General features: G+C 40.0%; 13 protein-coding genes and 4 tRNA genes. 5 read left to right on the forward strand and 12 right to left on the reverse strand.

Annotated elements, in window-relative coordinates; genetic code table 11:
* The first annotated feature begins 129 nt into the window (after positions 1-129).
* Entirely contained in the window at positions 130-1,608 is a 1,479-nt protein-coding gene (locus QQK06_RS03765; protein ID WP_284243272.1) for a NarK family nitrate/nitrite MFS transporter, read from the forward strand.
* A gap of 132 nt (positions 1,609-1,740) precedes the next feature.
* Positions 1,741-3,471 carry a bifunctional protein-serine/threonine kinase/phosphatase gene (locus QQK06_RS03770; RefSeq protein WP_284243273.1) on the forward strand — a complete coding sequence of 577 codons (1,731 nt, stop codon included), beginning with the start codon at positions 1,741-1,743 and terminating at the stop codon, positions 3,469-3,471.
* Between the two features lie 31 nt (positions 3,472-3,502).
* Here the strand turns inward: QQK06_RS03770 and QQK06_RS03775 are convergent, their stop codons facing one another.
* The 10 genes from QQK06_RS03775 to QQK06_RS03820 form a co-directional block, all read right to left on the reverse strand.
* Positions 3,503-3,895, reverse strand: coding sequence for a ribonucleotide reductase subunit alpha (locus QQK06_RS03775; protein ID WP_284243274.1), 393 nt, complete (start codon positions 3,893-3,895; stop codon positions 3,503-3,505).
* 456 nt (positions 3,896-4,351) lie between these two features.
* Positions 4,352-4,624, reverse strand: a complete 273-nt coding sequence (gene hupB / locus QQK06_RS03780; RefSeq protein WP_284243275.1) for a nucleoid-associated protein HU-beta — start codon at positions 4,622-4,624, stop codon at positions 4,352-4,354.
* A gap of 290 nt (positions 4,625-4,914) precedes the next feature.
* Positions 4,915-7,272 carry an endopeptidase La gene (gene lon / locus QQK06_RS03785; protein WP_284243276.1) on the reverse strand — a complete coding sequence of 786 codons (2,358 nt, stop codon included), beginning with the start codon at positions 7,270-7,272 and terminating at the stop codon, positions 4,915-4,917.
* 586 nt (positions 7,273-7,858) lie between these two features.
* Positions 7,859-9,139, reverse strand: a complete 1,281-nt coding sequence (gene clpX / locus QQK06_RS03790; protein ID WP_284243277.1) for an ATP-dependent protease ATP-binding subunit ClpX — start codon at positions 9,137-9,139, stop codon at positions 7,859-7,861.
* A gap of 80 nt (positions 9,140-9,219) precedes the next feature.
* Entirely contained in the window at positions 9,220-9,858 is a 639-nt protein-coding gene (gene clpP / locus QQK06_RS03795) for an ATP-dependent Clp endopeptidase proteolytic subunit ClpP (RefSeq protein WP_284243278.1), read from the reverse strand.
* Between the two features lie 87 nt (positions 9,859-9,945).
* The gene (gene tig, locus QQK06_RS03800; RefSeq protein WP_284243279.1) at positions 9,946-11,253 is read right to left on the reverse strand and encodes a trigger factor; all 1,308 of its coding nucleotides are present in this window, start codon (positions 11,251-11,253) and stop codon (positions 9,946-9,948) included.
* Positions 11,254-11,920: 667 nt separating this feature from the next.
* Positions 11,921-11,997: transfer RNA gene (locus tag QQK06_RS03805), tRNA-Pro, on the reverse strand.
* Positions 11,998-12,014: 17 nt separating this feature from the next.
* Positions 12,015-12,090, reverse strand: a tRNA-His gene (locus tag QQK06_RS03810).
* 21 nt (positions 12,091-12,111) lie between these two features.
* A tRNA-Arg gene (locus QQK06_RS03815) sits at positions 12,112-12,188 on the reverse strand.
* Between the two features lie 49 nt (positions 12,189-12,237).
* A tRNA-Pro gene (locus tag QQK06_RS03820) sits at positions 12,238-12,314 on the reverse strand.
* A 279-nt stretch (positions 12,315-12,593) separates the two neighbouring features.
* On the opposite strand from QQK06_RS03820, the gene folD reads away from it, so the two are divergent.
* Positions 12,594-13,445: a bifunctional methylenetetrahydrofolate dehydrogenase/methenyltetrahydrofolate cyclohydrolase FolD gene (gene folD / locus QQK06_RS03825; protein WP_284246565.1), complete on the forward strand. Its 852-nt coding sequence runs from the start codon at positions 12,594-12,596 to the stop codon at positions 13,443-13,445.
* A 63-nt stretch (positions 13,446-13,508) separates the two neighbouring features.
* Here folD and QQK06_RS03830 read toward each other — a convergent pair whose 3' ends face one another.
* Together QQK06_RS03830 and cysS are read right to left on the reverse strand one after the other, a co-directional pair.
* Positions 13,509-14,516 carry an NAD(P)-dependent alcohol dehydrogenase gene (locus QQK06_RS03830; RefSeq protein ID WP_284243280.1) on the reverse strand — a complete coding sequence of 336 codons (1,008 nt, stop codon included), beginning with the start codon at positions 14,514-14,516 and terminating at the stop codon, positions 13,509-13,511.
* A gap of 93 nt (positions 14,517-14,609) precedes the next feature.
* Positions 14,610-15,995 carry a cysteine--tRNA ligase gene (cysS, locus tag QQK06_RS03835; RefSeq protein WP_284243281.1) on the reverse strand — a complete coding sequence of 462 codons (1,386 nt, stop codon included), beginning with the start codon at positions 15,993-15,995 and terminating at the stop codon, positions 14,610-14,612.
* Between the two features lie 135 nt (positions 15,996-16,130).
* Here cysS and QQK06_RS03840 point away from each other — a divergent pair, with 135 nt between their 5' ends.
* Together QQK06_RS03840 and QQK06_RS03845 are read left to right on the forward strand one after the other, a co-directional pair.
* The gene (locus tag QQK06_RS03840; RefSeq protein WP_284243283.1) at positions 16,131-16,622 is read left to right on the forward strand and encodes a peptidylprolyl isomerase; all 492 of its coding nucleotides are present in this window, start codon (positions 16,131-16,133) and stop codon (positions 16,620-16,622) included.
* An 18-nt stretch (positions 16,623-16,640) separates the two neighbouring features.
* Positions 16,641-17,396 carry a UDP-2,3-diacylglucosamine diphosphatase gene (locus tag QQK06_RS03845; protein WP_284243284.1) on the forward strand — a complete coding sequence of 252 codons (756 nt, stop codon included), beginning with the start codon at positions 16,641-16,643 and terminating at the stop codon, positions 17,394-17,396.
* The last annotated feature ends 164 nt before the right edge of the window (positions 17,397-17,560 follow it).

Consider the following 17,560-nt stretch of genomic DNA (forward strand, 5'->3'; position numbering starts at 1 on the left):
ATTTTACTAACCTCACAAACTTGATTTAGGTCAATATTTTATTTCACCAACAAGTAATGATAGCGCTAACGAAAACAAGGCGATTCACGTAATTTGAATTTGCCGCTAAATACTCTTGGGAGACGTACTATGTCTGAAGCCGATGGAAAAATGCGACTACTCAATTTTGGAGACCCCAAAATCAAAACTTTGCATATCACTTGGTTTGCATTCTTTTTAACCTTTGTCGTGTGGTTTAGCCACGCCCCTATGCTGGCATTTATTAAAGAAGCCTTTGATTTATCAAGCGCCCAAATAAAAGCTCTGCTGATATTAAACGTAGCACTAACGATACCTGCCCGTATTGTCATTGGCATTTTAGTAGATAAATACGGCCCGAGAATTGTTTACAGCGGATTGCTATTTATTTCCGCTTTTACTTGTTTAGGTTTTGCTTTTGCCGACAGTTATGAGCGTCTTGCGCTATTTCGCTTCTTACTAGGCTTTACCGGTGCAGGATTTGTTATCGGTATTCGTATGGTGGGAGAGTGGTTCCCGGCAAAACAAGTAGGGATCGCTGAAGGTATATACGGTGGCTGGGGCAACTTTGGTTCAGCCGCAGCAGCCATGACCTTGCCTACCTTGGCCGCTGTTTTCGGCGGAGAAGACGGCTGGCGTTATGCTATTGGTGTTACCGGTATTATTATTGGCTTATATAGCTTTATTTATTACAATCAGGCACGTAATACCCCAAAAGGTTCCACTTATTTCAAACCGAAAAAGAATGGCGGTTTAGAAGTCACTAGCTGGAAAGATTTTTATTTCTATTTGGCAATGAACGTCCCTATGTACCTTGCCCTTGCGGTGCTTGCCTGGAAATTATCACCAGCAGGCGTTAGCTTATTTAGCGAACAAACCATGTATATCGCATGGATTGTGTTAGCGGTCTTAATGGTTTTCCAAATTAGACAAATCTGGATAGTTAATAAAGACAACTTAACTAACGGGGTTGCAGATTTAGAAAAATATCATTTTAAGAATGTCGCGATCTTAGATGTTGCCTATTTTGTGACATTTGGCTCAGAATTAGCGGTTGTTTCTATGTTGCCATTATTCTTTTTGGAAACATTTGATGGCCTAGATCCAGTTAAGGCAGGCTTACTGGCATCAGGTTTTGCCTTTATGAACTTAGTCGCTCGTCCAACGGGTGGTCACTTATCCGATAAAATTGGTCGCCGTAAAAGCTTAATGGTATTAATTGGCGGTTTAGCAGTAGGCTATTTTGTCCTTAGCCAAATAACCGGTGCTTGGGCTATTCCATTAGCGGTAATTGCTACCATGTGCTGTTCATTCTTTGTCCAAGCAGGCGAAGGTGCGGTGTTTGCTATCGTTCCTCTGGTTAAACGTCGTATGACCGGACAGATTGCCGGTATGGCAGGTGCTTATGGCAACGTTGGTGCAGTTACCTATTTAACCGTATTATCATTTGTTGATTACAGCACCTTCTTTATGGTCATCGGCTGTTCAGCATTAGTCATTTTCTTCGCCGCTTGGTTTTTAGATGAGCCGCGAGGACAAATTGCTGAAGTAATGGAAGATGGTACCGTTCATATGATAGATGTCTCTTAGTCATGCACCTAAAGAGCGAATAAGAGCAATGGTTAAAGCGAGCACTATAGGCTCGCTTTAACTGTTTTTATTTATTGGGATATATGCTTAAGTAACAAGTATATATCCCAATAGGTGAACAGGGTAAATGACATGAATGAAACCTCGAGCCAACTGCAGGTATCCATTGGTAGTCAATCCATCGCTGGGCTAAAGCCAGTTAATGAAGATGCGGTAGCATTTAATATTCCTGACAACGATACTGCTGTTAGTAGCAAAGGCATCTGTTGTGCTTTAGCTGACGGTGTTAGCACCGCAGAAGCAGGTCAACAGGCCAGTAGCACGGCCGTCGCCCGTTTTGTTGAAGATTATTATTTATCACCAGATACCTGGTCGGTATCCCACTGTGGTAAGAAGATTCTGTCAGCTACAAATTTATCTTTGTTTAAAAAAAGTCATCAATATGCCTCTGAACAAAAAGGCTATTTATGTACTTTTGTCGGACTGGTATTTAAATCTCAAACCGCCCATTTTTTTCATATCGGTGACAGCCGGATCTTTTTACTCAGAAATGGTGAACTCAAACAATTGACTCGCGATCACTGTGCCTATATCACCGAAGGCAAGAGTTACCTCACTCGTGCCCTAGGGATGGATAACAATGTCCATATCGATTACGGCAAACTTGCACTTAATACTGGTGATCAATTTTTATTAACCACAGATGGTGTCCATGACTTTATTAGTGAACAAGACATCATAGATATTTTATCAACGTCAATTGGTGCACAAGAAAAAGCCGAACAACTGGTGCAATTAGCTCTTAGCAAACAAAGTGATGACAATATTTCATGTATCGTTAGCGAAATCACCAGCATAGCCAAAGAAAGTTTGGATGATTTTAACACTAAGCTTACCCGTTTACCGTTTCCACCACCGTTAGAACCAGGAATGAAACTTGATGGTTTTGTCGTTGAAAAAGAATTATTTGCCAGTAGTCGCTCACAACTTTATCTAGTTTCTGACACCAGCTCAGGTGAGCAAGTGGTAATGAAAACGCCGTCAATTAATTTTAGTGACGATATTCATTACATTGATCGTTTTATTCAGGAGGAATGGATAGGCAAAAGGCTAAGTAGCAAGTACATTGTCAAAGTGCTACATCAAAACCGCCCTCGCACTTGTTTATATTATTTAATGGAATATGTCGAAGGAATCGGTCTGGATAAGTGGATACTGAAAAATCCCTTACCCGCTCCTAAAATAGCGATTAATATCGTTAAGCAGATAGCGCAGGGATTAAACGACTTTCACGAAAAAGAAACCATTCATCAGGATTTAAAACCCGCTAACATACTGATCAATAAACAAAGAGAAATAAAAATCGTCGACTTTGGTTCAACCTTCGTCGCTGGTACAGCAGAATTGTTTAACCCGATAGAACACGAAGGGGCACTCGGCACCGCAACTTACTCAGATCCCCAATATCTATTAGGCCATAATACCGGAGTTCAAGGAGACTTATATGCTCTTGCCACCTTGGCCTATGAAATATTTACCGGTAAACTCCCTTATGGCGAAAAAATTGAAGAGTGCCGTAATGCTTTTGATTATGACAGGTTACGCTATATTCCCGCTAGCCATTATAATCCAGTGATCCCTATCTGGTTTGATCGAGCGTTGGAAAAAGGCGTGCAGATCCATCCAGAAAAACGTTACTTAACGCTGGAAGAGTTCATCACAGATTTAACCCAGCCCAACCCGGCATTTTTACTCGACGTGCCCGAACTCAAAGACAAGCAAAGTAAAGTATGGTTTTGGCTGATGTTATCAAGTTTATGGGTAGCAATGCTGATCATAGTCGTCAGCTTATTTAAAAGCTGACGTTAATAAAGCGACTAAATATTTACAAAATTTAGTTGACCATCATTTCAATCGGATTGCCTGCACGATCAAGCACCAGATAGTTAGCGATATTTTTACCGGTAACTAAATCATTGGTCATTTTATTTAAATATGGTTCAGCATCTTCAGTACTTGGCGCCTGGTTATTGCTACCACTTAGTCCTGAAACAAACATTAATTGCCAGCTTTTATCAATGCTATCAGCTTCGGCGACCAATGCCTCAAAGCCAGATAATTCTTCAGGTAACTTGTCGACGCACATCACCGGAGCCAAATGCCCCTTTTGCAATTTCTTTTGCTTACGGGCGTTTTTTTCTTCCGGTCGGATGAATAAAAATAACAAACGTTGTGGTTGTTCCTGCTCACTTGCCATTTTAAGTAATTCTGAAAACATTTTACTCATGTGCTTTCCTAATGATTCGATATCATTTCATTTTATCAGTTAATAAGATGATATAAATGCTCATCACGAGGTACTCACTAAGAGGTAAAGGTTAGGATTTAGAAATTGAAACGGGTAAAAAAACGCTTATCATTATTTGTACACTAACAGATAGCTTGTATACGTCGTATCAATGCGAGAATGATATCAAGGCAATAAAAAACGGCTGAGATAACTTAAGCTAACGATAAGCAGCCACTATCAAATTAGCCACTATCAAATTAGCCACTATCAAATTAGCCACTATCAAATTAGCCACTATCAAATTAGCCACTATCAAATTAGCCACTAAGCAGCTTATCTATCAAGAGTGAATTGCGGCAAGTAATTAAACTATTAGCACGATGAAAATTTTTTCTTGTAAAAAAAAAGACCACCCTGAGGTGGTCTTTTCATAATTCTTAAACGTAACTGTGATTAGTTACATGCATCTTTTAAAGCTTTACCAGCTTTGAATGATGGGATTTTAGCAGCTGCGATTTCAATAGTCGCACCAGTTTGTGGGTTACGGCCAGTACGTGCAGCACGGTCACGTACAGAGAAAGTACCAAAACCAACTAATGCTACTTGCTCACCGCCTTTTAATTCGTCAGTAACAGCTTCGATAAATGAATCTAATGCACGACCAGCTGCAGCTTTAGAAATGTCAGCACCAGCAGCAATTTTCTCGATTAATTGAGATTTATTCACAGTATATTCCCCTTCAATTGTTATTATTCAGCGCTATCTTTTGTTTTTAGCGTCCTGCAGAAACTTTTATAACAAGCTTCTTTTTGAACATCAAGCACTGAGTTAAAGAAATTCTAAATTAAGATAATTATTTTTATCTCACCTAGACCCCTTGTTTATATTGGGGTCCAGCATTTAAAGCATCACTAACTTACCATAGTTTCAAACTTTGGAAAGCCCTAATTAGTATTTTTTTGCTTTTTTTTCACTTTTTTTGCGATTTCACTCAAAAAAACACCATTTTTCATGGGCTAGCTGTCTAATTTCCACTTTTCTACCGGGTATTCCAATGCAATTTCCAGCACTTCTTCAATCCATTTTACCGGATGAATTGCCAAATCAGCTTTGACATTATCTGGAATTTCTTTTAAATCACGTTCGTTATCCTTTGGAATAATAACCGTTTTTATACCACCACGATGAGCCGCGAGTAATTTCTCTTTTAATCCGCCAATAGGTAATACTTCACCACGCAAGGTGATCTCACCTGTCATCGCAACATCCGCTTTGACCGGATTACCCGTCAAACTTGATACCAACGCTGTACACATACCAATACCAGCACTTGGACCATCTTTCGGCGTAGCTCCTTCAGGAACATGGACGTGAATATCACGTTTTTCATAGAAATCATCATTAATACGTAAAGCATCCGCACGGCTACGTACGACCGTCATCGCAGCTTGAATCGACTCCTGCATCACATCACCTAACGAGCCGGTGTAAGAAAGTTTACCTTTACCCGGCACAGATGCGGTTTCAATGGTTAACAGCTCTCCCCCCACTGAAGTCCAAGCAAGACCAGTCACTAAGCCAACACGATTTTCATCATCGGCCTTGCCATAATCAAAACGTTGTACTCCTAAGAACTCAGCCAGGTTATCTTGGTTGATCACAACTTTCTTCAATGATTTATCTAACAATATTGCCTTAACCGCTTTGCGACACAATTTAGAGATTTCTCGTTCTAGGCTACGGACCCCAGCTTCACGAGTGTAATAACGAATAATGCCAATTATCGCACTATCATCAATTTCAATTTCTTTTTCTTTCAAGCCATTACGCTCAATTTGCTTAGTCATTAAATGACGCTTAGCAATATTAAGTTTTTCATCTTCGGTATAGCCGGATAGGCGAATAACTTCCATGCGGTCTAATAACGGACCGGGAATATCCATACTGTTAGAGGTGGCAACAAACATCACATCAGATAAGTCATAATCCACTTCGAGATAATGATCGTTAAAGCTTGAGTTTTGTTCCGGGTCTAATACTTCCAGCAAGGCTGAAGCAGGATCACCACGCATATCAGAAGCCATCTTATCGATTTCATCTAATAAGAACAGTGGGTTCTTCACCCCTACCTTAGCAATTTTCTGAATAAGCTTCCCTGGTAAAGAACCAATATAAGTCCGGCGATGACCACGAATTTCCGCTTCATCTCTAACACCACCCAACGCCATACGGACATATTTTCGTCCAGTAGATTTAGCAATAGATTGCCCTAACGAGGTTTTACCGACACCTGGAGGGCCAACTAAACACAGAATAGGCCCTTTCAGCTGGCTTACCCGTTGCTGTACCGCTAAATACTCTAAAATACGCTCTTTGACTTTCTCTAAGCCATAATGGTCTTTTTCTAAAATTTCTTCTGCTAACGCCAGATTACGTTTTAACTTACTGCGTTTTTTCCATGGTACATTAGTCATCCAATCGATATAACTACGGACCACCGTAGCTTCTGCTGACATAGATGACATCATTTTCAATTTTTTAAGTTCAGCTAGCGTTTTCTCTTTCGCCTCTTTCGGCATTTGAGCTTCTTCTATTTGTTTTTCAATTTGCTCATGTTCATTAACACCGTCTTCATCATCGCCTAACTCTTTTTGAATCGCTTTCATTTGCTCATTCAAATAATACTCGCGCTGACTTTTTTCCATTTGCTTTTTCACACGAGTACGAATTTTTTTCTCGACTTGTAGCAAATCGATTTCACCTTCCATTAATGCCATTAAATGTTCAAGGCGCTCGGCAATGTTAGTGATTTCCAATACTTTCTGCTTTTCCGCTAGTTTTAACGGCATATGAGCCGCCATGGTATCAGCGAGTTGCTCTGCATCATCGATACCAGAAACCGAGGTTAACACTTCTGGTGGGATTTTTTTATTAAGCTTAACGTAACCTTCAAACTGAGAAATTGCTGAACGCACTAGTACATCAAGATTTTCAGCGTTATCACCTTCTATATTAAGAAAATTGATATCAGCGGTAAAATAATTTTCTGTCTCTACAAATTGACTGATGCTCGCGCGTTTAACCCCTTCGACTAAAACTTTAACCGTACCATCGGGCAATTTAAGCATTTGTAAAATAGTGGCTACCGTTCCGGTTAAATAGACATCATCAGCAGTAGGATCATCGATAGCAGCATCTTTTTGCGCCACTAAAAACACTTGCTTATCACTTTCCATCGCAATGTCTAAACAACGGATCGACTTTTCTCTACCAACAAATAATGGGATGACCATTTGCGGATAGACCACAACATCACGTAAGGCTAATACTGGGATAGCAGCAATTATAGTTACATCAGCTAATTCTTCTGACATTAGAAACTCTCTTCAATCAATTTGATAAAATGTTCGAGACGATTATACCAAGTGAATTAACTATTTAACCGTTCAGCGAGAATTAAAAGGTTTATAGGCACAGGTTTAATGCTCCAGGCAAAACCTAAGTACCTACATCCATGGAGGCAATGCTTTGATTGCAAGTAATGGTTATTCCCTTGTCAAAATCAAAACGTAAGCATATAAGCCTTTTAAACTCGCCCTTTGGGAGCTTGTCAGGAAAGTGATAACTTCACAAATTGCTTTGATGGAGAATGACTACACCGGCATCAATTTGCTTTGTTCACACGATCCTGACACAGCTCTGAATGGGTTAAATAGCTATTTCAATTGGTATTTAAACTATATGGGGCTATTCAACTTGCTTTCAACAATTAATAGGAAAAAAGCGCTTGAGTGGCGAAATTATAGACGAATATTCGACTTTTGACCTGCTACCTCCCTGGAATATATCCAACACTTCCATAGGCAAATAGCGCATAAGCCTAAATCAAAGCTCACTTAAGGCTAAAAATAAAAAAGAGCGCCAAGCGCTCTTTTCAATCAATAAAAATACTAAACTCAATTAGCTATCAGACGCTGCTTTTTCTTGCTGCGTTTCATAGATAATGATTGGTTTAGATTCCCCTTTAATCACGGTTTCATCTACCACAACTTTGCTAGCATTTTCCATCGATGGCAATTCATACATGGTTTCAAGTAACACACCTTCCACAATCGAGCGTAAACCACGGGCGCCAGTTTTACGCTCCATCGCTTTTTTTGCTATCGCATGTAATGCATCTTGCCTAAACTCTAGCTCGACATTTTCCATATCAAACAAGGCAACAAATTGCTTGGTTAACGCATTTTTGGGCTCTTGCAAGATTTGGATCAGTGCATCTTCATCCAGTTCGCTTAACGTAGCAACTACAGGAAGTCGACCGATGAACTCAGGGATCAAACCATATTTAACTAAATCTTCCGGCTCTACTTCCTGAAATCTCTCGGTAAGTGACTTGCCTTTATCGCTGCTTTTCACTTCAGCACCGAAGCCGATACCAGTACCGACATTACAACGCTGCTCGACCACTTTATCTAGCCCTGCGAATGCCCCGCCACAGATAAAGAGGATCTTAGAGGTATCAACCTGTAAAAACTCTTGTTGTGGATGCTTACGACCCCCTTGTGGTGGCACAGAAGCAATAGTACCTTCAATCAGTTTCAACAACGCTTGTTGAACACCTTCACCCGAAACATCACGAGTAATTGATGGATTGTCTGACTTACGTGAAATTTTATCGATTTCATCAATATAAACAATACCACGTTGCGCTTTTTCGACATCATAATCACATTTTTGCAGCAATTTTTGAATGATGTTCTCAACGTCTTCACCAACATAACCCGCTTCGGTTAATGTCGTAGCGTCAGCCATAGTGAAAGGGACATCCAGTAAACGTGCTAACGTTTCAGCTAACAAGGTTTTACCACTACCTGTTGGGCCAATAAGCAAAATATTACTTTTACTTAATTCGACACCATTATGAGAATCACCATTGCGTAAACGTTTGTAGTGATTATAAACCGCTACCGCTAATACTTTTTTCGCGTGGTCCTGACCAATAACGTAATCATCTAGACTGGTTCTGATCTCAATCGGCGATGGTAGGCTTTCTTTTTCTTGCTTAGGCGCAATTTCTTTAATTTCTTCTCGAATGATATCGTTGCAGAGCTCGACACATTCATCACAAATAAATACAGAAGGCCCTGCAATTAATTTACGCACTTCATGCTGGCTTTTGCCACAAAAAGAGCAATACAGTAACTTTCCGTTATCACCGTCACCTTTTTTAATATCGGTCATACGGTACCTCTAAACTTAAAAACTGAAACATCAATACTAATAAGTATTTCATAAATTACGTAGATAACAAATCTACGAAATTATTTATCTAACCGTTGTTCTAATATCGAATCAACTAGGCCATATTCAACCGCACTTTCCGCACTCAAAAAATTATCGCGATCGGTATCTTCCGACACTTTTTCTAATGGCTGACCGGTATGCTCTGCCATTAAACGGTTAAGCTTTTCTTTAATATAAAGAATTTCTTTGGCATGAATTTCAAAATCCGATGCCTGCCCCTGGAAACCACCTAATGGCTGATGGATCATCACCCGGGCATTAGGCAAGCAGTAACGTTTACCTTTTTCACCGCCTGATAATAAAAATGCTCCCATGCTGGCTGCCTGACCAATACAGACAGTACTGACATTTGGCTTAATGAACTTCATAGTGTCGTAAATTGCCATACCAGCAGTCACTGAGCCACCAGGAGAATTGATATACAAATAAATATCTTTTTCTGGGCTTTCAGATTCTAAAAACAGTAACTGGGCAACAATTAAGTTCGCCATATGATCTTCAACCTGACCACACAGGAAGATCACCCGCTCTTTTAACAGTCTTGAGTAAATATCATAAGAGCGCTCACCTTTAGCAGTTTGCTCAACTACCATAGGGACTAATGCGTTTTCTGTGATACTCGTTAAGTCGTGAGAATTATTTTGAGAAGTAAACAACTATTTTTCCTTAGTATAAAAAAATGGCTCATATGTTTCCATACAAGCCATTTAAGCGATTGCTTACGCTATTGTCAATCAAAAAGCCTATTTAGCTTCCGGATTCATGATCTCTTGAAAGCTAGACTTCTTGTCTTTAACTTTTGCCGCAGCTACTAATACGTCAACAGCTTGCTCTTCAAGTGCAACATTTTGCATCTGTTGATGCATTTCTTTGTTTGACTTGTAGTATTCGATCACTTCTTGTGGATCTTCGTAAGCTGACGCTGCAGTTTCAATTAATTCATCCACTTTGGCTTCGTCTACTTTAAGCTCGTTTTGTTTGATCACTTCACCAAGTAATAAACCAACTTTTACGCGACGTTTTGCTTGCTCTTCAAACATATCAGCCGGTAATTCAGGCATTTGCTTAGGATCCATTTGACCACCAAAACGTTGCATCGCTTGCTGACGTAATACGTCAACCTCTTGCGCAACTAATGCAGATGGTAATTCAACTTCATTTGCTTCTAATAAGCCTTCAATGACTTGTTCTTTAACTTTCGCTTTAACTGCTTGGTTTAATTCTCGCGTCATGTTTTTGCGAACTTCTTCACGAAGTGCATCAACACCGCCTTCTTCAACACCGAACAACTTAGCGAACTCTTCGTCTACAGGAGGAAGTACTGGCCCTTCTGTTTTTATAACTTTAATGTCAAATTCTGCGTCTTTACCTTTAAGGTTTTCAGCATGGTAATCTTCTGGGAAAGTCACTGTGATAGTTTTTTCTTCATCTACCTTCATGCCAGTGATTTCTTTTTCAAAACCTGGGATCATACGACCTGAACCAAGTTCTAATTCGAAACCTTCTGCTTTTCCGCCTTCAAACTCTTCGCCGTCAACACGACCCAAGAAGTCGATAGTTAACTTATCGCCTTTCTTAGTTTTACGCTTGTTTTCTTTCCAAGTTTTATGTTGGTTTTGTAACGTGACGAACATTTCGTCTAAATCTTTATCTGTTACTTCAACAGCTGGGCGTTCAACGTTGATTTTTTCAATGTCTTTTAATTCAACTTCTGGATACACTTCAAAAGTCGCTTCAAATTCTAAATCTTTACCATCTTCGTTACTTTTCGCAACAAACTGAGGACGTCCAGCAGGATTGATCTTTTCAGCAACAATCGCTTCAACGAAATTACGTTGCATGACTTCACCAGCAATTTCTTGACGCACAGATTTTCCATAACGTTTTTGAATCACTGAAGGTGGTACTTTACCAGGACGGAAACCATTGATGCGCTGTGTTTTAGCGATCTGACGAAGACGATTTTTAACTTCAACATCAATTTTTTCTGCAGGAACTGAAATAGTTAACTTACGTTCCAAACCTTGTGTAGTCTCTACTGAAACTTGCATTTACTTACCTCAATACTTAGCGCTTACTTGCGCTTTTTATAACGCATCTATCTATAGGAACAAAAACAATGACTTTCTGCTCGCAGCCTTTTAGCACTTGCCTAAAAGCTCGGATTATCCGAATAAACGATGTTCAGATTAAAAATAATGACGCGAAATTATAGCGGTGCTTTAGCCAAGAGTCGAGAGCAGAAAGAAATTAATTTCCATGTTATTAACAAAAAAACCATTATGTTAATAAAAATGCAGCAAAAATAAGTACTAGCGCAAGATAAAAATTTAGCGACAGATACTGAATTGAATGAAAAACAAGCCAAAAATAAACAAGAAAGTGGTCGGTGATGCAAGATGATTCCGTACATCCCTATACTCCACCCTGCGGGTCGCACTAGTGCGAGCAAAATTGTTCCCAACAGTTTTGTTGACTTGCTTCGCAAGTTCTCATCTAAATATTTTGGCTAACTACTAATGAGGAAGTTGTGGATTTAACGGAAGAAAGTGGTCGGTGATGCAAGATGATTCCGTACATCCCTATACTCCACCCTGCGGGTCGCACTAGTGCGAGCAAAATTGTTCCCAACAATTTTGTTGACTTGCTTCGCAAGTTCTCATCTAAATGTTTTAGCTAACTACTAATGAGGAAGTTGTGGATTTAAATGTAAGAAAGTGGTCGGTGATGCAAGATTCGAACTTGCGACCCCTTGGACCCAAACCAAGTGCGCTACCAAGCTGCGCTAATCACCGATAAACTTTTATAAAGATGGGGTGGCTAATGGGACTTGAACCCACGACAACCGGAATCACAATCCGGGGCTCTACCAACTGAGCTATAGCCACCATAGTTGCATTAAAAATGCATGGCACGCCCTGTAGGATTCGAACCTACGACCCACGCCTTAGAAGGGCGTTGCTCTATCCAGCTGAGCTAAGGGCGCACATTACCTACAGAAACATCACTTTTTATCTAAAAAACAAGATAGAAAGTGGTCGGTGATGCAAGATTCGAACTTGCGACCCCTTGGACCCAAACCAAGTGCGCTACCAAGCTGCGCTAATCACCGACATAATGTTAAAAGCTGCTTGCTTTCAACGGGTGCGGATATTACCTAGTTGCCCGCTGGTCGTCAAACGTTTTTTATAAAAAAAATCGCGTTCGGTCACTTTTAAAGCAAGCCTAGTTAAAGAATAGCCTTTTTGTTTAGTTTTACAGCAATAACTGCATAACTAAGATAAATTACCCCACAAGCAACTCTGCATACAATATATTAATTTTTCTATCTACTACTTAAGGATAATTTGTGAGAAAATACCGCGTTTTTTATATTAATGCCTTAGGAATTATGACTGCATCACTTATCGACGGCAAAGCAATTGCCCAGCACCTTAGAACCTCTGTCAAAGAGAAAGTCGCTCAACGCATCGCCCAAGGTAAAAGAGCTCCTGGGTTAGCAGTAATTTTAGTTGGCAATGATCCAGCGTCTGAAGTTTATGTCGGTAGTAAACGTCGTGCCTGTGAAGAAGTCGGCTTTGTTTCTCGTTCGTACGATTTACCAGAAAGCACGACAGAACAACAACTACTCAGTCTGGTTGAAGCGCTTAATCAGGATAATGACATTGATGGTATTTTGGTTCAACTCCCTTTACCGGAAGGACTAGATGCTAATAAAGTCATTGAAACTATCGCACCAAATAAAGACGTCGACGGCTTCCACCCATCCAACGTCGGTAAACTGGCATTACGTCAACCAGGACTTCGCCCTTGTACCCCTAAAGGCATTATGACGTTAATTGAGTCAACCGGTGTAAAAACTCATGGCCTAGACGCTTTAGTCGTTGGTGCATCCAATATTGTCGGTCGTCCTATGACCTTAGAGTTATTATTAGCCGGCTGTACTATTACTACCACTCACCGCTTTACCAAGAACTTAGAAGAGAAAGTACGCAACGCTGACTTAATTGTGGTCGCGGTTGGTAAACCGGCATTTATCCCAGGTGAATGGATCAAAGATGGCGCAATTGTTATTGATGTGGGTATCAACCGTTTAGCTGATGGTAAGTTAGTTGGGGATGTTGAATTTAATGTCGCGAAAGAGAAGGCTTCATTTATTACTCCTGTTCCTGGCGGTGTTGGTCCTATGACAGTTGCCAGTTTAATTGAAAACACTTTAATCGCCTGTGAGCAATTTTCGTAATTTTTTATAACATGCTAGCTATGAGTAGGCGCCAATAAAAGCGCCTACTTAAATTTTACAAAACTACTCATTATTAATTGTAAGTAACACAATACCGCAACGTTGTTCTGTTTCAACTCGTTGATGTGCTTCAATAATTCTTTCCATCGAAAATACTTTATCTATCGCAGGCAGAATTTTTTGTTTCTCTACCAGCTCTATAAGCTGAATCAAGTATTCTTTGGTTTCTGGTGCAAAAGCAAAGTAAACCTGTTTATTGGTGACTATCGGCGTTACCACCGAACGAAGCATTTTAATAAATGTCGGATTTGCACAAAGGTATCTTCCATTTGGCTTTAACAATCGAATACAGCCGGAATAGCTACTTTGTGGCACCATATCAAAAATCACATCATATTTTTCCAGGGTATCCAGGAAAGATGATTTGGTATAGTCAATAAAATGATCAGCACCAATTTCCTGCAGCATGGCCTTTTTAACAGAACTATCTACTGCTGTTACTTCCGCTCCCATAGCTTTAGCAATTTGTACAGCAAACGAACCAATACTTGCTCCCGCGCCGTTAACGAGTACTTTATCTGCTTTTTTTATATTGACTCGTTGTAAATAGTGAAGAGCATTTATACCGCCAAGAGGTATTGCTGCTGCTTGTTCAAAAGTCAGCTCTTTAGGCTTTTTCACTAAACAAGCGTCTGAGGGTAAAGATATATATTCGGCATAGGCTCCCAGGCTAAAACCAGAACTACCAAACACTGCATCTCCGATACTAAACTCCTTAACATTACAACCAACCGCAACCACTTCCCCTGAAAAGTATGAACCCAATACTTTTCTTCTAGGTTTAAATAGCCCAAGGGCTAAACGTAACGGCAACCAAAACCACTTAACCGCAAAATTGAAACTTCGCATTTCACAATCAGTTTTTGTCACTTCAACGGATTTAACCTTTATCAGCAACTCATTTTCACTGGGTTCAGGCTTTGGTAAAACCTGCTGTTCTAATACATCTGTGGCACCATATTTACGATAAACTATTGCCTTCATAAAGCCTCCGTTCTTGTTAATTTTCATTTTGATCCGAACCTGAATACCAGTAAAATGCGCTAGATATAAAAAAACTCACTAATTAGTGAGCTTTTTAACAAGTTAATATTGACTAACGGCTTAACCTTTTCGCCAAGTAGTTTTTCCTGCGCTATCTTCCAAGACGACATTCATCGCTTTTAGTTTGTCTCTAGCATCATCAGCTGCCGCCCAATCTTTAGCAGCACGCGCATCATTACGTTGTTTAATCAAGGCTTCAATTTGCGCTACTTCGTCATCACTTTCACCGCCTTGTAAGTACTCATTAGGCGCTAGCTGTAATAAACCTAGAATACCACCAAGTGCTTTAAGCATGCTCGCTAATTCACTCGTATTATCTTTTTGTTGCTGTTTAGCTAAATTTAATTGCTTGGCTATTTCAAACAGCACAGATAAGGCCTGTGGCGTATTAAAATCGTCATCCATCGCTTGGCAAAATGCTTTAACGTATTCATGGTTACGATCAAGCTGATAACCATCGATAAGTTCAACATCGCGTAACGCGGTGTAAATACGCTCTAATGACGATTTTGCCTGTTCCAAGTTATCTGTTGAGTAATTTAACTGGCTGCGATACTGACCCGTAGTTAAGAAAAAGCGTGTGGTTTCCGCATCATAATTAGCTAACACCTCACGAATGGTGAAAAAGTTACCTAACGATTTTGACATTTTCTCCTGATCAACCTGCACCATGCCAGTGTGGATCCAATAATTAACATACGGCGTATCAAGGGCGCAACAACTTTGCGCCACTTCATTTTCATGATGAGGAAACTGTAGATCTGAACCACCACCGTGAATATCAAAATGCTTGCCTAAGACCTTAGCATTCATTGCCGAACATTCAATATGCCAGCCTGGACGACCTGCTCCCCAAGGAGAGTCCCAGCTTGGTTCTTCCGGTTTAGCACTTTTCCATAAAACGAAATCTAACGGATTACGCTTGCTTTCATCGACATCAACCCGTGAGCCCGCTTGTAACTGCTCTAGATTTTGTCCGCTGAGTTTTCCGTAATCCGCAAAACTTGAAACATCAAATAAAACATCACCACTGTCCGCAACATAAGCATGCTGTTTCGCCACTAAAGTTTCAATCATAGTGATAATTTCCGGCATGTGAGTCGTTACTCGTGGCTCAAGATCAGGGCGCTGCATATGTAACGCATCAAAGTCTTGATGCATTGCTGCAATTGTGCGCGCTGTTAATTCATCCGGCGTTTCATCGTTCTCAATTGCTCGCTGAATAATTTTATCTTCAACATCAGTAATATTACGGACATAGTTAACGTCATAACCGGAAAACCGCAAATAACGCGCGATATTATCAAAACTGATGTAAGTGCGGGCATGACCGATATGACATAAGTCATAAACGGTACAACCACAAACATACAATCCTACTTTACCAGGTTCAATTGGTGTAAAGGCTTCCTTTTTACGGGTTAAGGTATTGTATATTTGCAACATGAGGGTATTTCATTCCTAATATTTGTTAAAATTCCGGCTAATTGTACCTTAACATTACAATAGGGTCATCACTTCCCTTTACAGATTCTACCTTTAGGTTACAATTCTCCCACCATTGAATATGAGTAATGAAAAATGATCACTTTAAAAACAACCCTTGGCGATATCAAAATTTCACTTAACTTTGATAAAGCCCCCATAACCGCAAAAAACTTTGAACAGTACGCAAAAGATGGTTTTTATAACGGCACTATCTTCCATCGCGTGATTAAAGGCTTTATGGCACAGGGCGGTGGTTTTGCTTCTGGCATGTCAGAGAAAGACACCCGCGCCAGCATTGAAAATGAAGCCAACAATGGCTTAAGTAACAAGCGCGGTACGTTAGCCATGGCACGTACTCAAGACCCTCATTCAGCCTCTGCCCAGTTTTTTATTAACCTAGTAGACAATGACTTTTTAGACTTTAAAGAAGAGTCTGTTCAAGGCTGGGGTTATTGTGTATTTGGTGAAGTGGTTGAAGGTATGGATGTGATTGATAAAATGACATTAGTCGACACCGGCCGTATGGGCTTTCATGACGATGTGCCAAAAGAAGAAATTATCATTGAAGACACCATTGTCGAATAAGACTTAGCGTACACTTTGATGACAGCTACAACTGATTCGGCATTTACTTATTTTATTGCCGATCTGCACTTGAGCCAAAACAGGCCAGATATTACGGCCTGTTTTTTAACTTTTTTAAAAAATAATGCCGTTAATGCAGACGCACTTTATATTCTCGGCGATCTGTTTGAGTACTGGATCGGCGATGATGATGACTCTCCTTTTGTACTAGAAATCGCTCAAGGGCTAAAAGCATTAAAAGACAGTGGCGTGCCCATTTATTTTATTCACGGTAACCGTGATTTTTTGCTCGGTCAACGATACGCAAAAAAAGCAGGCATCACCTTATTACCAGAAGTAGACACCATTGAGCTTTATGGCAATAAAGCGATCATAATGCACGGCGATACTTTATGTACCAAAGACGTTGCGTATCAGGAATTTCGTCAAAAATCACGCTCATGGTGGTGGCAATTGATGATCAAAAGCCTGCCTCTTTTTATACGTCGAAAAATTGCTGAGAATTATCGTAAAAAAAGCGCTATGGCGACCTCAAAGAAAGCACAAGACATTATGGATGTCACAGAGGAAGAAGTTATCGCTACGCTAGAGCATTACAACTCGACTTTGCTGATCCATGGTCATACTCATAGACCGGATGTTCATCATCTTCAGCTTAATGCTCAACAAGCACAACGCGTCGTACTTGGTGACTGGTATGAACAAGGTTCTTGGCTAAAATTTCACCGCAAAGGGTTTAAGCTAGTGAACCAACAGTTACCTGCCAATAACTAAATTTTAGCAATTCACTGATCTGCATTAAATCAATGGCGAAATATTTATCACAGCAGCATTAACAACGTGTTGCTTTACGATTAAAATTGGCGCTTGAGTAACATCACATTCAATTAAAATAACAATTAGACACTAAATTAGGAATATCCTGATTTCAGGAATAA

The sequence above is a fragment of the Thalassotalea insulae genome (genome assembly GCF_030161395.1).
GTDB classification, from domain to species: domain Bacteria; phylum Pseudomonadota; class Gammaproteobacteria; order Enterobacterales; family Alteromonadaceae; genus Thalassotalea_E; species Thalassotalea_E insulae.

Excerpts from the sequence above, each read along its gene's own strand:
- QQK06_RS03775 (WP_284243274.1), bottom strand. The coding sequence starts at position 3,895 with ATGAGTAAAATGTTTTCAGAATTACTTAAAATGGCAAGTGAGCAGGAA.
- cysS (WP_284243281.1), bottom strand. The coding sequence starts at position 15,995 with ATGTTGCAAATATACAATACCTTAACCCGTAAAAAGGAAGCCTTTACA.
- clpX (WP_284243277.1), bottom strand. The coding sequence starts at position 9,139 with ATGACCGATATTAAAAAAGGTGACGGTGATAACGGAAAGTTACTGTAT.
- QQK06_RS03830 (WP_284243280.1), bottom strand. The coding sequence starts at position 14,516 with ATGAAAATTAACAAGAACGGAGGCTTTATGAAGGCAATAGTTTATCGT.
- tig (WP_284243279.1), bottom strand. The coding sequence starts at position 11,253 with ATGCAAGTTTCAGTAGAGACTACACAAGGTTTGGAACGTAAGTTAACT.
- QQK06_RS03840 (WP_284243283.1), top strand. The coding sequence starts at position 16,131 with ATGATCACTTTAAAAACAACCCTTGGCGATATCAAAATTTCACTTAAC.
- QQK06_RS03765 (WP_284243272.1), top strand. The coding sequence starts at position 130 with ATGTCTGAAGCCGATGGAAAAATGCGACTACTCAATTTTGGAGACCCC.
- QQK06_RS03845 (WP_284243284.1), top strand. The coding sequence starts at position 16,641 with ATGACAGCTACAACTGATTCGGCATTTACTTATTTTATTGCCGATCTG.
- QQK06_RS03770 (WP_284243273.1), top strand. The coding sequence starts at position 1,741 with ATGAATGAAACCTCGAGCCAACTGCAGGTATCCATTGGTAGTCAATCC.
- folD (WP_284246565.1), top strand. The coding sequence starts at position 12,594 with ATGACTGCATCACTTATCGACGGCAAAGCAATTGCCCAGCACCTTAGA.
- lon (WP_284243276.1), bottom strand. The coding sequence starts at position 7,272 with ATGTCAGAAGAATTAGCTGATGTAACTATAATTGCTGCTATCCCAGTA.